Genomic DNA, 21,491 nt, shown 5'->3' with positions numbered 1-21,491 from the left:
ACATCACGATGCGAAAGGTGCTGCTTGCGACCTGTCTTGGCACAATGGCGGCCTCTGCCGCAGGCGTTGCCATCGCCAATGATGAACTGACAAAAATGGCGCAGAACCCGAAAGACTGGGTAATGCCAGCGGGCGACTACGCCAATACGCGCTATTCGAAGCTGAACCAGATCACGGCGGCTAATGTCGGCAAGCTGCAGGTGGCCTGGACCTTCTCTACCGGTGTTCTGCGCGGCCACGAAGGCGGTCCGCTGATCATCGGCAACATGATGTATGTGCATACGCCGTTCCCGAACAAGGTCTACGCAATGGACCTGTCGCAGGACAACAAGATCGTCTGGAAGTATGAGCCGAAGCAGGATCCGAACGTCATTCCGGTGATGTGCTGCGACACCGTCAATCGCGGCGTCGCCTATGCGGATGGCAAGATCTTCCTGCACCAGGCCGATACCACGCTGGTCGCACTCGACGCCAAGACCGGCAAGGAAGTTTGGACCGTCAAGAACGGCGACCCTGGCAAGGGTGCAACGGGCACGTCGTCCCCGCTCGTGGTCAAGGATAAGGTCCTGATCGGCATCTCGGGCGGCGAATTCGGCGTTCAATGCCACATGACCGCCTATGACCTGAAGACCGGCAAGCTCGCTTGGCGCGCCTTCTCGGAAGGACCGGACGACCAGATCATGGTGGATCCGGAGAAGACCACCGCACTCGGCAAGCCCGTCGGCAAGGACTCCAGCATCAAGACGTGGCAAGGCGATCAGTGGAAGATCGGCGGCGGCTGCACCTGGGGCTGGACCTCCTACGATCCGGAGCTGAACCTCGTCTATTATGGCTCGGGCAATCCCTCCACCTGGAATCCGAAGCAACGGCCGGGCGACAACAAGTGGTCAATGACCATCTTCGCGCGCGATGCCGACACAGGCATGGCCAAGTGGGTCTATCAGATGACTCCGCATGACGAATGGGACTATGACGGCGTCAACGAAATGATCCTCAGCGATCAGCAGATGAACGGCCAAAACCGCAAGCTGCTGACGCATTTCGATCGTAACGGCCTCGCTTACACCATGGACCGTGTCACCGGCGAATTGCTGGTTGCCGAAAAATACGATCCGAAGGTGAACTGGACCACCGGTGTCGACATGAACAAGTCGTCGCCGACCTATGGTCGCCCGAAAGTGGTCGATCAGTACTCGACCGAGAAGCAAGGTGAGGACGTCAACACCAAGGGCGTATGCCCGGCGGCACTCGGCACCAAGGATCAGCAACCCGGAGCCTATTCGCCGGATACCCAGCTGTTCTATGTGCCGACCAACCATGTCTGCATGGACTATGAGCCGTTCAAGGTGAACTACACCGCCGGCCAGCCTTATGTAGGTGCGACGCTGTCGATGTATCCGCCTCCGGGCGAAACCCATATGGGCAACTTCATTGCCTGGGACAACAAGACCGGCAAGATCGTCTGGTCCAACAAGGAACAGTTCTCGGTCTGGTCGGGAGCGCTCGCCACTGCCGGTGGCGTGGTGTTCTACGGGACGCTGGAAGGTTACCTGAAGGCAGTCGATGCCAAGACGGGTAAGGAACTCTACAAGTTCAAGACTCCGTCCGGCATCATCGGCAACGTCACCACCTACGAAAACAATGGCCGGCAGTATATCGCCGTCCTGTCAGGCGTCGGCGGCTGGGCCGGCATTGGTCTCGCAGCGGGTCTGACGGATCCGACTGCCGGTCTCGGTGCCGTCGGTGGTTACGCAGCCCTGACCAACTATACCGCACTCGGCGGCGCGCTGACGGTCTTTGCACTCCCACAGTGAACTGACGCATCAGTCACCGGCGCATGGCTTCGTCCATGCGCCGGTCTTTTCTGAAATCGCATGCCGAGGACAAGCTATTGCGTCACATCTGGTCTGTCATTGCCACGATTGTTGTCGTGGCCTCTGGGAATACGAGCTTCGCCGAGAATGCCGGCGATCCGAAAGCCGTTAAATCCGAAGACGGCAAGTATTTGGACAAGGAGGGCAATCCGACCTTCAACGTTGCCGCCGATGGCACCATCGACTGGTACACATATTCGGGTTACCGGCGCTATCACTCGGAATGCCACGTTTGTCATGGCCCGGATGGGATGGGATCGACCTACGCACCGGCACTGAAGGATTCGCTGAAAACGATGAGCTATGGCGATTTCCTCGGCGTTGTCGCCAGCGGTCGCAAGAATGTCAGCACGTCGCAGGAAAGCGTCATGCCGGCCTTTGGCGATAACACCAATGTCGCCTGCTATATGGACGATCTCTACGTCTATCTGCGTGCGCGCGCGAATGATGCAGTCGGCCGTGTGCGCCCGGGCAAGCGTGAGGAAAAACCCGCGGCCTATACCGAGGCCGAGAGCGCCTGCATGGGGAAACCACGCTGATGCGGATCGCAAGCCGCTGACCTGCAATCCCGGATGACGCGGGCTCGGACCGCGCGGGACCGGATGACGCAAGATCAAATGACCGAGGGAGTTGAGAATGAAGACCCGCGCCGCAGTCGCCTTCGAAGCAAAGAAACCGCTTGAGATCGTCGACGTCGATCTCGAAGGGCCGAAGGCAGGCGAAGTTCTGGTCGAGATCAAAGCGACCGGCATTTGCCACACCGATGCCTATACGCTCGATGGTTTCGACAGCGAAGGCATCTTTCCTTCCATTCTTGGCCATGAGGGTGCAGGTATCGTGCGTGAGGTCGGTCCCGGCGTCACCTCGGTCAAGCCCGGCGATCATGTCATTCCGCTTTACACGCCGGAATGCCGGCAATGCAAAAGCTGCCTGAGCCAGAAGACCAATCTCTGCACCGCGATCCGCGCCACCCAGGGCAAGGGCGTGATGCCGGACGGGACCTCGCGCTTCAGCTATCAGGGCAAGCCGATCTACCACTACATGGGCTGCTCAACCTTTTCGAACTTCACGGTGCTGCCGGAGATCGCGGTGGCGAAGATCCGCGACGACGCGCCGTTCGACAAGAGCTGCTATATCGGCTGCGGCGTCACCACCGGTGTCGGTGCCGTGGTCAATACGGCGAAGGTCACGCCGGGCTCCAATGTCGTCGTGTTCGGCCTTGGCGGCATCGGCCTCAACGTCATTCAGGGCGCACGGATGGTCGGGGCCGACAAGATCGTCGGCGTCGACATCAATGACGACAAGGAAGAATGGGGCCGCCGCTTCGGCATGACCCATTTCGTCAATCCGAAGAAGGTCGATGGCGACATCGTTCAGCATCTGGTGGGGCTGACCGATGGCGGCGCCGATTACACCTTCGACTGCACCGGCAATACCACGGTCATGCGCCAGGCGCTTGAAGCCTGCCACCGCGGCTGGGGTGTCTCCGTTGTCATTGGCGTCGCAGAATCAGGAAAAGAGATCGCGACCCGGCCATTTCAGCTCGTCACGGGGCGCGTCTGGAAAGGCACAGCCTTCGGTGGCGCGCGCGGTCGTACCGACGTTCCCAAGATCGTCGACTGGTACATGAACGGAAAGATCGAGATCGATCCGATGATTACGCATGTGCTCAAGCTGGATGAGATCAACAGGGGATTCGATCTGATGCACGAAGGAAAATCGATCCGATCGGTGGTCGTGTTCTGAATGCAGGCTGCAACACCAGAGTGCCAATACAACAATGCTTCACACAAGTGACGCATCATACCAGGAGGATAGACTGATGACTGTTCATATCCACCCGTCCGTTGACGGCGGTGTCAAACAAGGTTCGGGCCATTTTGCCGGCGGAACGCTGGTCTGCAAATGCAGCGACAAGCCGGTCAAGGTCGGTGTCAAAGGCGACGTCGCTCATAATCACGCCTGCGGCTGCACCAAATGCTGGAAGCCGAGCGGCGCGACGTTCTCTGTCGTCGCGGTGGTTCCGCGCGAAAACGTCACCGTACTGCAAAACGGCGACAAGTTGCGCATCGTCGATCAGGCCGCAACCATTCAGCGCCATGCTTGCACCGGATGCGGCACCCACATGTTCGGCCGCATCGAGAACAAGGGACATGCGTTCTATGGCCTCGACTTCATTCATCCCGAATTGTTCGAAGAATCCGGCTCGGCCGCACCGGGCTTTGCCGCCTTCGTCTCGTCGGTGATTGAATCCGGCGTGAAGCCGAGCGACATGACCGCCATACGGTCACGCCTCAAGGAACTGGGACTCGAGCCTTATGATTGCCTTTCGCCTGCGCTGATGGATGTCCTCGCCAATCACGTGGCAACGGCCAAAGCGGCCTGAGTCAACACAGCATATGAGCATCCGCCGGTGGCGACATGTCGCCACCGGCGTTGCTATTGGTAGATTTGCCCCGGCAAGGGGCTTCGACTTTGTGGGTCACCCGAATAATCGCGCTTCGGCCTCGCTGCGATCGGCCCGCTGCTTTGTCGCGACAATACTCACAGCGTTGACTGCACGAAGAAGGAGAGCCCGTAAGGGCTCGTCATGCTCCTTCTTTCACCAGGCACGGGGTGTGGACGCGCTAAGACGAAGGTCATCCCTCACCAACTCTGCCAACTGGCCTGCAGAATGTCAGGATTGAGCGACAGCAAGGTCCCTTCCTCGCGATTAAATTGACGCCACGATTGTCCAACAAGATCGCCGGTATATGAGCTTCAGGCTCAAAGAGTGAGCATTTGTCGAACGCTTCGGCTTCCTAATTGAGCAAAAAAACGCGTTTCGGCAAATCCAAAGAACAGCGGCGGTTTTTCCTAATTTACCCGAAGATGAGGCACGGCTAGCTTTCGTTCAGAGCGGCAGAGAAGAGGTTTGACTTAGTGCATGGAAGCCTGGTCCCGATGGCATCGACATCATCCTCTGCGAGCGATGCAGTAAAGCTGCATGCTCAGGGTATCTGCAAATTCTACGATGCCACGGCAGCGCTGAATCCGATCGAACTCAAAATCTTCACCGGCGAACTGCTCACACTTCTTGGACCGTCGGGCTCCGGCAAGACGACGCTGCTGCAGCTCATCTCGGGCCTCGTGAAGCCGAGCAGCGGTCGGCTGATCATCGACGGTCGCGATCAGACCGATCTGGAGCCCTACAAGCGCGATATCGGCGTCGTGTTTCAGAACTACTCGCTCTTCCCGCATCTGACGGTGCAGGAGAACATCGCATTTCCGCTGCAGATGCGCGGGCAGTCGGACCGGGTGTCCGCAACGCAGGTTGCCGGTGCGCTCGACATGGTCGGGCTTGAAAAGTTCGGCAAGCGCTTTCCGCACGAACTGTCAGGCGGCCAGCAGCAGCGCGTCGCGCTGGCTCGATGCCTTGTCTATAAGCCGTCGCTGATCTTGATGGATGAATCGCTCTCGGCGCTCGACCGCAAGCTCCGCGAGGCCATGCAAGTCGAGATCAAGCGGATCCACCGGGAGACCGGCTCGACGATCGTTTTCGTGACCCACGATCAGGAGGAAGCGCTCGCGCTGTCCGATCGCATCTGTCTGATGAATGACGGCGCGATCGAGCAGCTCGGGACGCCGCTCGAACTGTATGACAAGCCGAAGAGTATTTTCGCGGCGACATTCATCGGGACGTCGAATGTCATCAGCGGCGAAATGGTAAACGCGACGCAGATCCGGTCGGACATCAGCGACTGGCCGATCGATATCGGTGGCGCGCCCAAGAATGCGACTCCCGGTCGAGCCTGCAGCGTTGCGATCCGGCCCGAATATGTCCGCATCGGCGACAGCGGGGCAGGCCTCCTGGACGGCACGATCATCGAGCAGATCTATGCCGGCTCCGAGACGCGCATGATGGTCGAGTTGCCGCATGGCTCGGTTTTCACGGTTCGTGTTCCTGGCGGCGCGCAGCGTGGTCGGTTGGGCGAACGCGTCTCGTTAGTGTGGGAGTCCCAGCATATTCGCATCCTCGAGAGCTAGCCTGCCAGGACGCGGCCCATCTTTTCATCCGAGTCGATCATCAAGGAACACCTCATGAAGCGCACCACGTTGAACCGACGCACGCTCCTCAAGGCCACCGTCCTCGGAGGCAGCGCACTGGCGATGCCATCGATTCTGACAAAGTCAGGGTTTGCGGCCGAGTCTCTCACCGTCGCGGATGTCGGGGGTGCGGCCGGCGACGCGATTCGCGTGGCCTTCTGTGAGCCGTTCAAGAAGGAAACCGGCGTTCAGGTCGTCAATGTCGCGCATGACCCGGATCCCGTCACGCAGTTCAAGCTGATGGTCGACACGAAGACCTATCTCTGGGACGCCTGCATGATGATCCCGGATTACATCTTTCGCCTTCAGGAGGGAAAGAACTATATCGCACCGCTTGATCTGAAGGATGAAACCGGAGATTTGGTCCCGGGCATGCTGACCGAGAACTGGCTCGGCTTCTCCGTGTTCGGCATTCTCATGGCCTACAACACCGAGAAATTCGGCGACAACGGACCGAAAAGCTGGCCCGATTTCTTCAACACTGAAAAATTCGTCGGCCGGCGTGGCCTCTATCGCGCGGGCTGGGGCTCGCTGGAAATGGCGTTGCTGGCAGACGGCGTCGCGCCGGACAAGCTCTATCCGATCGACGTCGATCGGGCGTTCAGGTCGCTCGAGAAGATCAAGAAGAACGTGTCGGTCTGGTGGACCAGCGGTGCGCATAACACCCAGATACTGCAGAGCGGTGAGGTTGACATGGCCGATACCTGGTCGGGGCGCGTCTATAGCGCGATCCAGGGTGGCGCGAAGCTCACGCCCGTCTGGCAGGGACTGTATTCGGTGGATGGCTGGGCCATGCCGATCAATGGCCCCAAACAGTCGCTGGCCAAAGAATTCATCCGCTTCTGCATGCGTCCGGACCGGCAGGCCGCCTATTCGAATCTGGTGGCGAATGGCCCGACCAACAAGAAGGCCTTTGACTCGATCGCGCCGGAGCGCGCGAAGATTCTTGCGACCAATCCGGCGAACTTCGCCGGTCTCGTGCCGCTGGATCCGCGCTGGTGGTCGCAATCCAACAGGCAGATGGTCAAGAAGCGCATGGACGAATGGTTGCTCACCTGAGCCGAGTTCGCCGCAACGCCCAACCTCGCTAGTGTGAATTCGAACTGGTACTGACGATGACATCAAAAAAACAGATCGTGCTATCGGCGCTTGTCCATCCGCATGGCATCTATAAGGGCGCCTGGCGGCATCCGGACGCCGAGGCCGGTCGCGTCAATGATGTCGAATACTACAAGGAGGTCGCGCAGCTCTGCGAGCGTGGTTTGCTCGACCTCTTTTTTATCGCCGATACGCCTGCGGCGCGCACCGACAATCTCGACATCTGGACACGATCGCCGCTGTTCCAGAACGTAATGGAGCCAGTGACGCTGCTTGCAGCGCTGGCCGGCGCGACGTCACGGATCGGCCTCGGGGCGACGGTTTCGACCAGCTTCTTCGAACCCTACAATATCGCGCGGCAGTTCGCGTCGCTCGATCACATCACAGGCGGACGCGCCGCCTGGAACGTGGTGACGTCGGCTAATGACTATGCAGCCCGCAATTTCGGCCTCGACCGGCTGCCGCCGCATGGCGAGCGCTACGCCAAAGCGCGCGAATGCCTTGAACTCGTGAAATCCTATTGGGACACCTGGGATCAGGATGCGTTTGTCTTCGACAAGGAGAAGGCGATCTATTTCGATCCCAAAAAGTTTCACACCGTCGATCACAAGGGCGCATATTTCACGGTGCATGGCGGCCTCAATATCGCGCGACCGCCGCAGGGGCATCCTGTGATCATCCAGGCTGGCGCATCTGAGAGCGGCAAGGAGCTGGCCGCGCAGACCGCCGAAATCGTGTTCGGGACAGGCGCCGAGCCCGAGGCAGCCAAGGCGTTCTACAGCGATCTCAAGGGCCGGATGCCGAAGTTCGGCCGGGATGAATCGCAGCTCTTCATTCTGTCCGGATTGAGCACGGTGATTGGCCGGACCCGCGAGGAAGCGAAGGAAAAATTTGAATATCTGCAGTCGCTGGTACCGGTCGAAGTGAAGGTCATGGCGCTCAGCAATGATCTGGAGGTCAATCTGCTCGATCTGCCGCTGGACGAGCCGGTGCCCGTCGATCGCATTCCGGCCTCGTCCAATCTGCATCAGGCCTATTTCAATCAGATCGCGGACATGATCCGCGGCCAGAAGCTCACGCTGCGCGAGATGGCCAATAAATATACTAGGGGATCGAAGGCCATGTGCGCCACGGCCAACGAAGTCGCTGACTTCATGGAGAGCTGGATCGAGCAGCGCTGCTGCGATGGCTTCATGCTGTCGCCTGCGGTTGTTCCGGGCTCGCTGAAGGAGTTCATTGATGAGGTCGTGCCGGTCCTTCAGGAGCGTGGCATCTACAAGACGGCTTACAAGGGGAAGACTCTGAGAGAGAATCTCGGGCTCTATCCCGTCGCCAACAAGAATTCGCTGTAGCAGTCAGCGATCGGGGGGGGACGTGACGTCGTTAGACCTATCTTCAGAAATCCTCCCGGTGACGGAGAAGCCGAGCTTTCGTTTCGGACCTATTTGGCTTGCTTTGCCAGGCGTGGCATTCCTTCTGATCTTCTTCCTGTGGCCAACGCTGCACATACTCGTGTCGGCCATATGGGGAGGCGACAGCGGCTTCTCTTTGAAGGCCCTGCTGGTGGTCTTCACATCGCCGTCCTACAGCCGCGTCATGACGACCACGTTCACCGTCGCCATCCAGGTGACGGCGCTTTGCGTGCTGATCAGCTATCCGTTGGCCTACTGGCTAAGCCGGCATTCGGCGAGGCGCCAGCGATTGATGATGATGCTGATCCTGCTGCCATTCTGGACCAGCGCTCTGGTCAAGAACTTTGCATGGCTCGTCCTGTTCGGCCGGAACAGCAGTTTTGCGCAGCTGATCATGTCGATGGGCGGAGCCGGCGACCGGCTGCTGTTCAACAAAACGGTCGTGCTGTTCGGCATCGTACACACGCTGGTGCCGCTTTGCGTTATCGCAATGATGCCGACGCTGAACCAGGTCAACAAATCGCTTCTCTCTGCTGCGACGACGCTGGGTGCGAGTCCGACGCAGGCATTCTGGCGGATCTTTCTTCCGCTTTCGATGCGCGGCGTAGCGACCGCCGGCCTGATGATTTTCATCACGTCGCTGGGCTTCTTCATCACCCCGTCGCTGCTCGGCAGCCCGCGTGAGACGATGGTGGGGCAGTTGATCATCGAGCAGATTAACGAATTGCAGAATCTTCAGCAGGGGAGCGCGTTCGGTGTGATCCTGCTCGCCGGGGCGGTCATCGCAGTGGTGTTGTTCGACCGCGTATTCGGTCTTTCGGGCATGGGGGGCGGCAGCGGGCAATCGCAGCCGGCCAGCCCTGTTCGTCGCTTCGGCCTCAGGCTCGCCGGCCGCATCGGCAACATCTTCGACCCGGTGGCGCGCAGTTATCGTAATACGTTTCGTGGACTGCCGGGATCCCGCCTGCTGGGATTGTACAGTGTGCTCGTGATCGCCATCCTGCTCGTCCCCGTGATTGCGATCATCCCGATGGCGTTTACGAGCGGGAGCTTTCTTGCCTTTCCGCCGCCTGGCTTCAGTCTTCGCTGGTTCGACACTTATTTCGCGTCGCCGATCTGGATGGCTGCCACCGCGCGGTCGTTCGGAATCGGCGTGGCTTGCGCGGCGCTGACGATCGTGGTGGCGGGGACCGTTGCCTTTGCGGTCGTCCGCTCGGGAAGCAGACTGGCGGGCGCCATCTTCATCTTCTTCATGTCGCCGATGATCGTGCCGCATCTCGTCATCTCGATAGGCCTGTTCTACCTGTTCGCGCAGATGTCGCTGATCGCGACAGATGTCGGCCTCGTGCTCGGCCACAGCGTGATCGCGACGCCCGTCGTCTTCATCATCGTGCTGTCGACCCTGCGTGGGCATGACTGGCGGCTGGACGACGCGGCGCTCACGCTCGGGGCCTCACCTCGCAAAGCGTTTTTCAGGATCACGCTGCCACTGATCAGCGGTGGCATCGTTGCGGGGCTGATCACGGCATTCCTCATCTCCTTCGAAGAGTTGACGATCGCACTTTTCATTGGCGGCGGTCTGATCACGACGCTCCCCAAACAGCTTTGGAGCGACATCTTCCTCCAGATCAACCCGACCCTGGCGGCTGCGTCCGTTGTCGTGCTGGGCGTTGTGACGGTGCTGTTCCTGCTGATGGAGGTCATCAGCTATTGGCGAAAGCCGGCTTGACCGCGCCCATCGGGACAGGTGTATAAAAAGCGTGCATCGGATCGCGGAAGCCTGGATGCGAGCGTCCGGGCCTGCTTGGAAACACTCGCGCCGATATGGTGGCCCGTGATGCCGACGGCAAGATCGCGGGTCCGCAATGCGTTTTACGTTAAGACAGCTGGAATATTTCGTAGCTGCCGGGGAGACGGGCAGCATTACGCTCGCGTCCGAACGCATCAACATATCGCAGCCGTCGATTTCGACGGCCATCTCACACATTGAGAAAGAGCTGGGCGTCCAACTGTTCGTCCGGCATCACGCGCTCGGTCTGTCGCTGACGCCGGCCGGGCGAAGTCTGCTCAGGGAAGCAAAGAACGTACTCAATCAGGCCGAGCAGCTCTATTCGGTCGCCTCCGATGTCGACGGGCAGGTTCGTGGCCAGATCACGGTTGGCTGTCTGGTGACACTGGCGCCGATGGTCATGCCGGAACTGGCGCATTCGTTCACCACCGCATTTCCGGATACCCAGATCAGGCATATCGAGCTCAACCAGGAGCAGCTTCTCGAAGGGCTGCGCTGTGCGGAGATCGATGTCGTCATCACTTACGACCTGCAGTTGCCGTCGGGGATCGCATTCACGCCGCTGGCCCAGCTGCCCGTGCATGTCGTGGTCAGCGAAAACCACAGATTTGCATCTAGATCGGCCGTATCGCTTACCGAGCTCATCGACGAGCCGTTGCTGCTGCTGGATCTCCCGCTAAGCCGCGAATATTTCCTCGCTTTATTCATGGGCGAGGGATTCGAGCCGCGCATCGGCGGACGTTCAGCATATCAGGATGTCATTCGCACGATGGTTGCGAATGGCTATGGCTATACGCTGGCCAATGTGAGGCCGAGATCCGATACGGCGCTTGACGGCAGGAAGGTCGTCCGGGTGAAGCTCGTCGGTGAATACCGCCCGATGGTGATCGGCGTCGCGACACTGGCGCAACTGACCAAGTCGCGCCTGATCGAAACGTTTCAGGCGCATTGCCAAGCGCTGATTTCTGAAGACTACATACCCGGCATGGTGGCCCCCGGCGTCGATCATCCGGTATCCGGAAAGAAGTGAGCCGGGCGCGCCGGCTCGCGCCGATCCTGCCTGGTTCAGGATCAATGCTGCCGACTATGCAGGCATGCCTCGGAAAAGCGGAAGGCGCCCTTCGCGAAAGCAAATTAGGCCGAAACCGGCAGGTTCAGTAAGCTCAATCACAAGTCCAGCGCATCCGCCGAGCAGCGTTCGAACCGCATCATCCAGATGTGATGACAAACGTCCGGTTTTCGGTACGCGCCGTCGGGTCGCGTCTTCACAGCGTCGATCAACGTTGGTGCGTCGAAGCCGAAGCCTCGACAGACGATCGTCGCAGCCCGCGGCGGTGCGCAGCATATGTTTCGCAAATCGGAGACAGTCATTGACCACCGAACCGAATGATTCCAACGAACGTCAGCTGAGAATTGATCTCGCGGCTGCCTTCCGCCTGTTTGCAAGGCTGGGCATGCACGAGGCTGTCGCCAATCATTTCAGCGCGGCAGTGTCGAGCGATGGTCGCAAATTCCTGATGAATCCGAAGTGGCGACACTTCTCGCGGATCAAGGCCAGCGATCTCGTGTTGTTCGATCTCGATGCAGATGGCTCGTTCGGAGGTCAGGCATCCGTAGATCCAACTGCGTGGTCGATCCACAGCCAGATGCACAGCCTGCTTCCGCAGGCGCGCGTCGTGTTGCATCTGCATCCACCTTTCGTCACGACCATTGCCACGCTGGCCAATCCTGACATCAAGCCGATCGACCAGAATACGGCGCGCTATTTCAATCGTGTCGCTTTGGATGCCGCATATTCCGGAATGGCCGACAGCGAGCAGGAGGGCGCGCGTCTGGCAAAGCTGCTGGGCAACCGCTCGCGCCTGATGATGGGAAATCATGGCGTGATGATTGCCGCGAGGACGGTCGGCGAAGCGTTTGACGACATGTATACCATCGAGCGTGCGTGCCAGACCCTGGTGCAGGCCTATGCCACCGGTCAGCCGCTGAACGTGCTGCCCGACGATATTGCCGAACGCACCGCGCACGACTGGGAAGGTCTCACCGATTTTTCCGAAGCGCACTTCGCCGAAATGAAAAAGCTGCTCGATGCGGAAGATCCGTCCTACGCGCATTGAGCGTTTGTCGTCATGCGTCGATCGGTGCGCGGGGAGCCTTCACGTCGGTCGAGCCCAAGCACTGGGAAGCCAAATAATAATGTTCACGTGCTGGTGCGTTGCTTCAACATCGATGCGTGGATGATCCGGCCGTGGAGCGTTTCGGGCGGTCAGAAGTGGATACAGGGATGTCGATCGAGCGCGTAGACACGATTGTGGTGGGCGGAGGCCAGGCTGGTCTCGCCATGAGCGAACATCTGGGCATGGCGGGCGTGCCGCATTTGGTGCTCGAACGGCATCGGATTGCCGACCGCTGGCGGACGGCCAGATGGGATTCGCTGGTCGCCAACGGCCCAGCATGGCACGATCGCTTTCCGGGGATGGAATTTCCCGGTGCGCATCCCGACTCGTTTCCCGGCAAGGAAAGCGTCGCGGATTATTTCGTATCCTATGCCGAAATGATCGCAGCGCCGGTGCGCTGCGGCGTCGATGTGACATCGGTCGAACGGATGGCCGGACAGCCGGGGTTCATGGTCAGGACCTCCGCGGGCAATTTCGAAGCGATGAACGTGGTCGCGGCGACCGGGCCGTTTCAGGTGCCCGTCATTCCTCAGATCGTTCCGCAACGCGCAGGCGTTATCCAGCTTCATTCCAACGACTATCGCAATCCCGGCCAGTTGCCGGAAGGCGCCGTCCTAGTCGTTGGTGCAGGCTCGTCCGGCGGTCAGATTGCCGACGAATTGTTGCGTGCGGGCAGGCGCGTCTATCTGTCGGTCGGGCCGCACGAACGTCCGCCGCGGGCCTATCGCGGCCGCGACTTCTGCTGGTGGCTCGGCGTGCTCGGAAAATGGGATCTGGAAACGAAGCAGCCGGGCACCGAGCACGTCACGATTGCGGTGAGCGGCGCGCGTGGCGGCCAAACCGTCGATTTCCGGCGACTGGCGGCCGAAGGCATGCATCTCGTCGGTTCGACAGCGTCGTATGATCAGGGCAAGGTGCTGTTCGCGAACGACCTCGCCGATAACATCGCCCTGGGCGATGCGTCCTACAGAAGCTTGCTGGACGAGGCCGATGCCTATATCGCACGGTTCGGGCTGGACTTGCCGCCCGAGCCGGACGCGCGCATCGTCAGGCCCGATCCTAACTGCATAACTGATCCAGTGCGCGAACTGGATCTCGCGACAGCCGGCATCACATCGATTGTCTGGGCCACGGGTTTTGCCACCGACTATAGCTGGCTGAAAGTCGATGCATTCGACACGGTGGGCAAGCCGAGGCACCAGCGCGGCGTGTCTTCCGAACCCGGGATCTATTTTCTGGGACTTCCCTGGCAGTCGCGCCGTGGGTCTGCATTCATCTGGGGCGTCTGGCACGATGCGAAGCATCTGGCGGACCGCATCTCAACGCAGCGGCGCTACACCGATTACGATACGTCGGCGCGACGCGCGGTCGGGCACGCAAGCTAGTCCGTACTGGCAGGTTCCCGAGCAGGTTCGTCCCCGTGTCGACAAGGCTCGCGGTTCAGGCCATGGCGCGGCCAGAATGGCTTGTGGAGATCGACGGTACGGCAGTTATTCCGGAACAGGCGGGGCGGAGGGCTCCGTCCGCGCGAGCTTCTCGACATGATCGATGAGCGAGTAGTCCGGTCACGGCACGCATGTATCTTACGCGCTGATGACCAATCGTCAGCTGGCGTTGCAACCGGATGCCGGGGCCGATCGCGGGGCGATGGGCACGGCAGACCGATAGGCGCGGTTCGCGTAGATCAGAGGCGATCCTTCTGTGGCGAGCGCAACGTCCTGGACTTCGCCGAAGAAAACGTAGTGAGTGCCGATCTTCTTCCACGACGACAGGGTGCAGCTGAAGGCGACCAGTCCATCGACCGCACGGGGAGAGCCGTTGACGTCGGGAGCCCAGGTCGCGCACGAGAATTTGTCGCCGTCTCCGGTGGTCCATCGCTTCGCAAAACAGTCCGAAATGCCGGATTGATCGTCCCGCAGCAGGTTGACGCAGAACACGCCATTCACCTTGATCGCCTGGGCGGTCGCACTGGTCTCGTTGATGCAGACGAGCAAGGTCGGCTGCGGCGTGTCGGCCGAGACGGATGACATTGCCGATACCGTCGCGCCCTGGCGGCCAGCTGTGCCATCTGTCGTTACGATACTGACGGTGCAAGCCGCATTGCTCATGCCGGCTAAGAACTGATCGCGCAGTACCATGGTTATGGACCTCTAAGGAGCTGACCGCTCGGAGCGAGCGGTATCCTTCACGAGCACCCTTAAGCTGCTCGCCGCCGATCCGCGGATGCGTATCTTGCTCCCTAGAGTTGCCCAACCCATGACTGCGATAAATTATCGGTTTTGAGAGCGATGCTTCTGATTTTCAAAAGTGCCAAGTTGCGGTAGCCAAACGGGCGTGTGGCCGGTGCATCTCTCATCGTGAATTGCAGAAGCTAATGCAATCATACCAGGGTCGCTGGTCGTCCTTGTACGCGCGAGCGCCGCCGATCATCTTTCCATCTAACCGATCGATGTAAACTGCGGAGCCGATGGCTCGACGCCGCTTCTGGCGCGCAGCCGTCATTTGGTGAATACGATCTGCCTGGTAAGAGCCCCGCCGCCCATTAATGTGGCAGCTCTGCCCAAATCATGGGAGCGGACGATCCAAATTATTGTACGTCCCGGGACAAGCTTTCTGCGGACATGCGCCCGTAGGCTTCTTCGAGGTTAGGAACATGGTTCAGGCCATGACAACGTCGAAGGAGCGATCGAATGGTCAAGTTGCATTTTGCTGACATCCGTAGGCTTTGGCCTGAAACGGGCGCGATGATCGGATGGCGTGCGGCGGCAGTGGGCGCGCTATTGGCGGTCGGCACCTTTGTTCCGATGTCGGCGCAGGCGGCCGTGCCGGCGGCTTGCGCCGAGTTGCAGGCGAAATATCCGGACTGGAAAGGCAAGACACTCGTCAACGCCATTAATCCGCATACACCGGGCTATGAATCGATCGATCCCAAGGATCCCAACAAATATATCGGTTTCGATATCGATCTCGGTGAGCAGATCGGCGAATGCCTTGGCTTCAAGCTGACCTACAAAGCTGTGACCTTCGCGGCCTTGCTGACCACGCTGGCATCGGGCCAGGCGGACATCGTGATTTCCGACATCTATGCCACCGAGGAGCGCGCCAAGGCCGCCGATTTCATCACCTATTCCAAGGTGTTCGACGGCGTGCTCGTCGCCAAGGGTAATCCGAAGAAGATCACCGGTATCAACACCTCGCTGTGCGGCACGGCTGCGGCGGAAAACACCGGCTATGTCGAAGTGCCGCTGATCCAGGCGCTGGGGCCGGAATGCAAGAAGGAAGGCAAAGCGGAGCCGACCATCCAGCTCTATGACAACAATGCCAACTGCATTCAGGCGATCCTTGCCGGCCGCGCCGACACCTATATCAACGACGTCAACACCGTCGACAACGCGGTGAAAGCCTATCCGGACAAGCTCGAGAAGGCGGTCGCGGTGACGATCCCCTATCAGGTCGGCATTGCCGTGCCGAAGGACAAGCCCAAGTTCCGCGATGCGGTGAAGGCCGCACTCACCGAGATCTACAAGTCCGGTGATCAGCTCGCACTGCTGAAGAAGTGGAAACTCGATCCGGAAAACCTGATGGAGCCCGGCCTGCTGACGGTGAAGTAACGCCGGCCCGCAAGCAAGGATCACTCTCACGTAAGGGCTTTCTGCCTCCATGGAGCTGTTCCTCCACTATCTCAGCATGCCGTATATGATCGAGGGCATCCAGGCGACCTTGCAGGTCACCGCCCTCGGTCTGTGCGGCGGGCTGATCCTCGGTGTGATCCTGGCATGGATGCAGCTCAGCAGGTTCAAGCCGCTGGCATCCTTCGCCCGGGTCTATGCCGTGATCTTTCGCGGCACCCCGCTGATCCTGCAGATGGTGTTTGCCTATAACGCCCTGCCGCAGATTGGCATTAAGCTTCCCGCCATTCTCGCAGCCGGCCTGGCGCTGGCCTGCAACGAAGCGCCATTCATCGCCGAGATGCTGCGCTCCGGCGTGCTCGGCGTTGACCGCGGTCAGGTGGTGGCCGGTCAGGCGCTCGGCATGACCCCGGGCGTCCTGATGCGCCGGATCATCGCGCCGCAGGCGATCCGGTCGATGATCCCCGCTTTCGGCAACGAAGCGGTCAGCGCGCTGAAGAATTCGTCGCTAGCCTCCGTCATCGCCGTGCAGGAGCTGACGCTGCGCTCGACGCAACTCGCGTCCTCGACCTTCGATTTCTTTTCGATCTTCTTCGCGTCGGGTCTGATCTATCTCCTACTCACAGCGGCGATCGCCGGCATCCAACTGCTTCTGGAATGGAAGTTCGACCTCGATCGCACGGCAAAGCAAACTACATTCATGCGCTTCCTGCCGTGGTACCGCGCCCCGGGCATCGACGATCCCTTGGTTCCGGATGCTGGCGCTCCGCCGGAGCTTCTGCCCGATGGCGGTGTCGCCGAACTACCGCCGCCGCGACTGCGGCCGGAACGCGGCGATCCCATCAAACGCGCGGAGATGCTGGCGCGCAACAATGTCGCCGTCGAGGTCTCCGATCTCCGCAAGAGCTACGACAGGAACGTGGTGCTCGACGGCGTCGACATCACGGTCAGGATCGGTGAAGTGATCGCGCTGCTCGGACCAAGTGGCTCCGGCAAGAGCACGCTGCTCCGCTGTATCAACAATCTCGAACTGTGGAACGGCGGCGCCATCAAGGTCGCCGGCCGCCAGCTCGGCTTCAACGCGCATGGCAAGCCGCTGTCGCCGCGGCTGCTGGCGAATGCCCGCGCCGAGGTAGGCGTCGGCATGGTGTTCCAGCAGTTCAACCTGTTCGGCCACCTCACGGCCAAGGAGAACATCGCCGGCCCGCTGCGCTGGGTGCATGGCGTCGCGCGCGCCGATGCCGAGCGTCGTGCCGATGAACTCCTGGCGCGCGTCGGTCTCAGCCACCGCGCCGATGCGCTGCCGCGGCATCTGTCCGGCGGCCAGCAGCAGCGCGTCGCCATCGCCCGGGCCATCGCGCCCAATCCAAGCGTGCTGTTGCTGGACGAGCCGACGTCGGCGCTCGATCCCGAATTGGTCAACGAGGTCCTCGAAGTGATCCGCAGGCTCGCCGTCGAGGACGGTCTGACCATGATCATCTCGACGCATCAGCTGCGCTTTGCCAGCGAAGTGGCCGACCGTGTGGTGCTGCTCGCCGGAGGCGCGATCATCGAGGAAGGCCCAGCCAGTGAAGTCCTGACCAATCCGCGCAATCCCGTCGCGCAGCGTTTCCTCAATGCGATGGAGGCGGAAGTCTCGTGATCGCTACGCGTCGCAAGTTCGTTCAATGTCTATGAGGGCCTCAGCATGAAGCATCATCTTCTTCCGGTGTCGCCGAAGACCGTTCACTGGGGCTATTTCAGCAAGATCGTGGCACCCGCGCTGACGCTGAAGTCGGGCGACCGTGCCACCATCGAAACGCTGACGCATCATGCCAATGACGATTACGAGCGCATGATCGAAGGCGATCCCGGCGCCGAAAGCGTGTTCAAATGGACCCGCGAGCACAAGGCCGTCGTCCGCCGCGGCTCCGGCCCGACGGAAGGTCCGTTCATTCGCGGCTCAGGCGAAGGCGTCGGCGTGCATCTGCTCACCGGGCCGGTGGCGATCGAAGGCGCAGAGCCGGGCGATGTGCTGGAAGTGCGTATTCTCGACGTGCGCCCGCGGCCGGCCTGCAAGGCCTGTTATGCCGGCAAGTGTTTCGGCTCCAACGTCGCCGCGAATTGGGGCTTCCACTATCACGACCTGATCGAGGAGCCGAAGCCGCGCGAGGTCGTGACGATCTTCGAGCTCGATACATCGGGCGAACCCTTCGCCAGGGCGGTCTATAATTATGTCTGGACGCCGCAGATTGATCCCGATGGCATCCTGCATCCGACCATCGATTATCCCGGCGTACGCGTCGATCACGCGACCATCAGGAAACGCGAAAACATTCTGCCCAATGTCAGGGTGCCGGCACGGCTGCATTTCGGTACCATGGGCCTCGCGCCATCCGAGGAGGATTTCGTGTCGTCGATCCCGCCGAGTTACACAGGCGGCAATATCGACGACTGGCGCGTCGGCAAGGGCGCCAAGATGTTCTATCCCGTGGCGGTGCCCGGCGCGTTCTTCTCGGTCGGCGATCCCCATGCCGCGCAGGGCGACAGCGAGCTCGGCGGCACGGCGATCGAGACGTCGCTGACCGGCGATTTCGAGTTCATCCTGCACAAGCATCGCGACCTCGGCGGTACGCCCCTCGAAGGCCTGACGCATCCGATGCTGGAAACCGCCGATGCCTGGTCGGTCTACGGCTTCACCTTCCCGAACTATCTCGCCGAACTCGGCGCCAATGCGCAGCTCGACGTCGCCAATCATTCCAGCCTCGATCGGGCCATGCGCGATGCGTTCCGCAAGCTCAGGCGTTTCCTGATGACGGTGCACAAGATGAGTGAAGACGAGGCGATCTCGCTGATGTCGGTCGGTGCGGATTTCGGGGTGACGCAGGTGGTCGATGCCAATTGGGGCGTCCACGGCACAATCCGCAAGAACGTCTTCCGCTGCGACTAAGCGGATGAAATTGCACTGAATTCGGCTATGAGGACGATGGCGCGGTGATCGGGGAAGTTGCAGGGCAGGGCGCTGCGTCCTTCGGGATGGCACGGAGGTTGCTTCGCTTCGGCTATGAAGGTCGATGCATGAGCCTCCGTCCGTTCACCAGTGAATCCTACTCTGAAGACGACCGCCCCGAAGCATGGCGCGACGTCCTGAGTTCGATTGGCCTGCAGCCGACGGCTGCGACGACCACGCATCACGGGCATGCCACCGCAGTTCGTCGCACCTTCGAAGGTGTTGCTCTGGCCAAACTGTCTGCCGGCGCACAGGCAATCTCGCCGCTGTCGGATCTCGCCAGCGACCATCCGCTGGTGCTGCTGCCGCTTGAGGATGGCGTCGCGCTGAAGACCGCCGCGGGGCATCAGATCGTCGCCGTCGGGCATCTGCTGCTGCTGCCCCGCAAAGGGGACTGGAGCGTCGCATTCCAGCGCGACATGCGCGCGGTGGTGCTCTCGGTGACGTCGGATCCGCTGCACAGCCGCCGCGCCAGTGCACCCGCCATCGCCGATGTCCAGATCGTAGGCCCCGGCGGCTTCGGCGACGTGTTCGCGCGTATGATGGAACAGGCGGCCCGCAACCTCGAAACATTGTCCGATGCCGAATGGTCGGCGATCGCACAAAGTCTTGCCGATCTGTTACCGACCTTTACACGTCAACTGGCCGAGCCGACGGCTGATCTCAACAGCGGCACGGCGACCAAGGCTGCGACCTTGCATCGGCTGTGCCAGACCATCGAACGACGCCTCGACGATGCGGATCTGACGCCGGCCAGGGTGGCGCAGGCTGAGGGCATCTCCGAACGTTATCTGCAGAAACTGTTCGAAGGCACCGGCAGCAGTTTTACACATTATCTCCGCGAGCGCCGGCTGCAGCGCACCTGGGCCGATCTGTCGAATCCGTCCGAGGCGCATCACTCGATTTCCGAGATTGCCTTTCGTGCCGGCTTCAATGACTCCGCGCATTTCAGCCGCACGTTCCGTCACCGCTTCGGCCTGTCGCCGCGCGAATTCCGCCAGAATGAAGCCGAGCGCCTGACGGCATCGGCGACGGCGGCGGGACAACGCGGCTGGCCGCAGGAAGCGCTGGCGCAGTTGCGCAGCCAGCACGCGCCGTCAACTACGGGGAAGATTGCGCAGCCGGCGCCGGCCGCGACGATCACGCACGGCATCGCGGATGCTTCGAAGAATCTCCGGCACCATCATCTTGCCGCCGATGCATCTCGCGTGCACTGGGGCTATTTCAGCCGCTCGTTGCCGCCGCAGATCGAGATCAATTCCGGCGACACGATCACCATCGAAACACTGACGCAGCACGCATCCGACGATCCCGAGCGGATGATCAAGGGCGATATCGGCGCTGAGAGCGTGTTCCGCTGGACGCGCGATCAGAAGAATGTCGATCGCCGCGGTGCCGGTCCGATGGACGCCTCGATCTATGGCCGCGGTGCCGGTGAGGGCTTTGGCGTCCACATTTGCACGGGGCCGGTGGCGATCAGGGACGCGCAGCCCGGCGATGTGCTGGAAATCCGCATCCTCGACATCGTGCCGCGCGCCAGTCGAAATCCGGATTTCGACGGTCAGGTTTTTGGCAGCAGCGTCGCGGCATGGTGGGGCTATCACTACAAGGAATTTCTCGCCGAGCAGAATGCGCGTGAGGCGGTGACGATCTACGAAATTCTCGATCACGACGACGTGCCATATGCGCGCGCGCTCTATTCGTATCGCTGGGAGCCGCAGACCGATCCGTTCGGCATCGTGCACAACACCTACGACTATCCGGGCATTCCGATTACGCCGGCCTCTGTACGGCGTCGGCATGACGTGCTCGACGGCATTCGCATTCCACTGCGCCCGCATTTCGGTGTCATTGCCGTGGCGCCGCGAGAGGCCGATCTCGTCGATTCAGTGCCGCCAGCCTATTTTGGCGGTAATCTCGACAATTGGCGGCTCGGCAAGGGATCGACGGTCTATCTACCGGTCTCTGTGCCTGGCGCATTGCTGTCGGTTGGCGATCCCCATGCCGCGCAGGGCGACGGCGAGCTTGGCGGCACGGCGATCGAATGTTCGATGACCGGAACGTTCCAGGTGGTCTTGCACAAGAAGGGCAATCTTGCCGGCCAGGCGTTCGCCGATCTCACTTATCCGCTGATCGAGACCGAGAGTGACTGGGTGCTGATGGGCTTCAGCCATCCGAACTATCTCGCTGAATTCGGCGCCAAGGGGCAGAGCGAGGTCTATGCGACCTCGTCGCTCGATCTTGCAATGAAGGACGCCTTTCGCAAGATGCGGCGCTTCCTGATGAACATCAAAGGTCTCACCGAGGATGAGGCGATCGCGTTGATGTCGGTCGCGGTCGACTTCGGCGTGACGCAGGTCGTCGATGGCAATTGGGGCGTCCATGCCATTCTGAGCAAGCGGGTGTTCGATCACACGTCAAAATCATAAGGTCCAGG

16 protein-coding genes are annotated in these 21,491 nt (G+C 60.7%); 15 read left to right on the top strand and 1 reads right to left on the bottom strand.

The genetic code is table 11. The features are described from left to right. Nucleotides 1-8: 8 nt before the first annotated feature. From xoxF5 to BLW80_RS04780, 11 genes are all read left to right on the top strand, one after another. A complete protein-coding gene (gene xoxF5 / locus BLW80_RS04830) occupies nucleotides 9-1,814 on the top strand; it encodes a lanthanide-dependent methanol dehydrogenase XoxF5 (protein WP_093757023.1) in 1,806 nt (601 codons plus the stop codon). Between the two features lie 107 nt (nucleotides 1,815-1,921). Beyond that, the gene (locus tag BLW80_RS04825; RefSeq protein ID WP_244528008.1) at nucleotides 1,922-2,413 is read left to right on the top strand and encodes a c-type cytochrome, methanol metabolism-related; all 492 of its coding nucleotides are present in this window, start codon (nucleotides 1,922-1,924) and stop codon (nucleotides 2,411-2,413) included. Between the two features lie 97 nt (nucleotides 2,414-2,510). After that, complete coding sequence (locus BLW80_RS04820; protein WP_093757022.1) at nucleotides 2,511-3,620, top strand: S-(hydroxymethyl)glutathione dehydrogenase/class III alcohol dehydrogenase; 1,110 nt, start codon at nucleotides 2,511-2,513, stop codon at nucleotides 3,618-3,620. Between the two features lie 76 nt (nucleotides 3,621-3,696). Then, nucleotides 3,697-4,260 (top strand): S-(hydroxymethyl)glutathione synthase, encoded by a 564-nt coding sequence (gene gfa / locus BLW80_RS04815; RefSeq protein ID WP_093757021.1) that lies wholly within the window; start codon nucleotides 3,697-3,699, stop codon nucleotides 4,258-4,260. 557 nt (nucleotides 4,261-4,817) lie between these two features. Beyond that, nucleotides 4,818-5,900, top strand: a complete 1,083-nt coding sequence (locus BLW80_RS04810) for an ABC transporter ATP-binding protein (protein WP_093757020.1) — start codon at nucleotides 4,818-4,820, stop codon at nucleotides 5,898-5,900. A 54-nt stretch (nucleotides 5,901-5,954) separates the two neighbouring features. Beyond that, nucleotides 5,955-7,019: an ABC transporter substrate-binding protein gene (locus BLW80_RS04805; RefSeq protein WP_093757019.1), complete on the top strand. Its 1,065-nt coding sequence runs from the start codon at nucleotides 5,955-5,957 to the stop codon at nucleotides 7,017-7,019. A 56-nt stretch (nucleotides 7,020-7,075) separates the two neighbouring features. Further along, complete coding sequence (locus BLW80_RS04800) at nucleotides 7,076-8,410, top strand: LLM class flavin-dependent oxidoreductase (protein ID WP_093757018.1); 1,335 nt, start codon at nucleotides 7,076-7,078, stop codon at nucleotides 8,408-8,410. Nucleotides 8,411-8,654: 244 nt separating this feature from the next. Then, a complete protein-coding gene (locus BLW80_RS04795; RefSeq protein WP_283805478.1) occupies nucleotides 8,655-10,199 on the top strand; it encodes an ABC transporter permease subunit in 1,545 nt (514 codons plus the stop codon). A 136-nt stretch (nucleotides 10,200-10,335) separates the two neighbouring features. After that, nucleotides 10,336-11,289: a LysR substrate-binding domain-containing protein gene (locus BLW80_RS04790; protein ID WP_093757016.1), complete on the top strand. Its 954-nt coding sequence runs from the start codon at nucleotides 10,336-10,338 to the stop codon at nucleotides 11,287-11,289. A gap of 340 nt (nucleotides 11,290-11,629) precedes the next feature. Next, complete coding sequence (locus tag BLW80_RS04785; protein ID WP_068734603.1) at nucleotides 11,630-12,376, top strand: class II aldolase and adducin N-terminal domain-containing protein; 747 nt, start codon at nucleotides 11,630-11,632, stop codon at nucleotides 12,374-12,376. A gap of 167 nt (nucleotides 12,377-12,543) precedes the next feature. Next, entirely contained in the window at nucleotides 12,544-13,821 is a 1,278-nt protein-coding gene (locus BLW80_RS04780) for a flavin-containing monooxygenase (RefSeq protein WP_093757014.1), read from the top strand. Between the two features lie 219 nt (nucleotides 13,822-14,040). On the opposite strand, the gene BLW80_RS04775 is transcribed toward BLW80_RS04780, so the two are convergent. Then, nucleotides 14,041-14,574, bottom strand: coding sequence for a flavin reductase family protein (locus BLW80_RS04775; RefSeq protein ID WP_093757013.1), 534 nt, complete (start codon nucleotides 14,572-14,574; stop codon nucleotides 14,041-14,043). A 606-nt stretch (nucleotides 14,575-15,180) separates the two neighbouring features. On the opposite strand from BLW80_RS04775, the gene BLW80_RS04770 reads away from it, so the two are divergent. From BLW80_RS04770 to BLW80_RS04755, 4 genes are all read left to right on the top strand, one after another. Beyond that, nucleotides 15,181-16,047: an ABC transporter substrate-binding protein gene (locus BLW80_RS04770; RefSeq protein WP_244527955.1), complete on the top strand. Its 867-nt coding sequence runs from the start codon at nucleotides 15,181-15,183 to the stop codon at nucleotides 16,045-16,047. 49 nt (nucleotides 16,048-16,096) lie between these two features. Then, nucleotides 16,097-17,707, top strand: a complete 1,611-nt coding sequence (locus tag BLW80_RS04765) for an amino acid ABC transporter permease/ATP-binding protein (RefSeq protein ID WP_093757011.1) — start codon at nucleotides 16,097-16,099, stop codon at nucleotides 17,705-17,707. 45 nt (nucleotides 17,708-17,752) lie between these two features. Beyond that, nucleotides 17,753-18,994 carry an acetamidase/formamidase family protein gene (locus BLW80_RS04760; protein ID WP_093757010.1) on the top strand — a complete coding sequence of 414 codons (1,242 nt, stop codon included), beginning with the start codon at nucleotides 17,753-17,755 and terminating at the stop codon, nucleotides 18,992-18,994. Nucleotides 18,995-19,122: 128 nt separating this feature from the next. After that, complete coding sequence (locus BLW80_RS04755) at nucleotides 19,123-21,483, top strand: acetamidase/formamidase family protein (protein ID WP_093757009.1); 2,361 nt, start codon at nucleotides 19,123-19,125, stop codon at nucleotides 21,481-21,483. Nucleotides 21,484-21,491: the final 8 nt, after the last annotated feature.

Origin of the sequence: Tardiphaga sp. OK245 (genome assembly GCF_900108575.1) — a bacterium.
Classification (GTDB): Bacteria; Pseudomonadota; Alphaproteobacteria; order Rhizobiales; family Xanthobacteraceae; genus Tardiphaga; species Tardiphaga robiniae.
The sequence above is the reverse complement of the archived record's forward strand: the minus strand, read 5'-3'. Positions and strand labels throughout refer to the sequence as shown.

Excerpts from the sequence above, each read along its gene's own strand:
- xoxF5 (WP_093757023.1), top strand. The coding sequence starts at position 9 with ATGCGAAAGGTGCTGCTTGCGACCTGTCTTGGCACAATGGCGGCCTCT.
- BLW80_RS04820 (WP_093757022.1), top strand. The coding sequence starts at position 2,511 with ATGAAGACCCGCGCCGCAGTCGCCTTCGAAGCAAAGAAACCGCTTGAG.
- gfa (WP_093757021.1), top strand. The coding sequence starts at position 3,697 with ATGACTGTTCATATCCACCCGTCCGTTGACGGCGGTGTCAAACAAGGT.
- BLW80_RS04810 (WP_093757020.1), top strand. The coding sequence starts at position 4,818 with ATGGCATCGACATCATCCTCTGCGAGCGATGCAGTAAAGCTGCATGCT.
- BLW80_RS04805 (WP_093757019.1), top strand. The coding sequence starts at position 5,955 with ATGAAGCGCACCACGTTGAACCGACGCACGCTCCTCAAGGCCACCGTC.
- BLW80_RS04800 (WP_093757018.1), top strand. The coding sequence starts at position 7,076 with ATGACATCAAAAAAACAGATCGTGCTATCGGCGCTTGTCCATCCGCAT.
- BLW80_RS04795 (WP_283805478.1), top strand. The coding sequence starts at position 8,655 with ATGACGACCACGTTCACCGTCGCCATCCAGGTGACGGCGCTTTGCGTG.
- BLW80_RS04790 (WP_093757016.1), top strand. The coding sequence starts at position 10,336 with ATGCGTTTTACGTTAAGACAGCTGGAATATTTCGTAGCTGCCGGGGAG.
- BLW80_RS04780 (WP_093757014.1), top strand. The coding sequence starts at position 12,544 with ATGTCGATCGAGCGCGTAGACACGATTGTGGTGGGCGGAGGCCAGGCT.
- BLW80_RS04775 (WP_093757013.1), bottom strand. The coding sequence starts at position 14,574 with ATGGTACTGCGCGATCAGTTCTTAGCCGGCATGAGCAATGCGGCTTGC.
- BLW80_RS04770 (WP_244527955.1), top strand. The coding sequence starts at position 15,181 with ATGATCGGATGGCGTGCGGCGGCAGTGGGCGCGCTATTGGCGGTCGGC.
- BLW80_RS04765 (WP_093757011.1), top strand. The coding sequence starts at position 16,097 with ATGGAGCTGTTCCTCCACTATCTCAGCATGCCGTATATGATCGAGGGC.
- BLW80_RS04760 (WP_093757010.1), top strand. The coding sequence starts at position 17,753 with ATGAAGCATCATCTTCTTCCGGTGTCGCCGAAGACCGTTCACTGGGGC.
- BLW80_RS04755 (WP_093757009.1), top strand. The coding sequence starts at position 19,123 with ATGAGCCTCCGTCCGTTCACCAGTGAATCCTACTCTGAAGACGACCGC.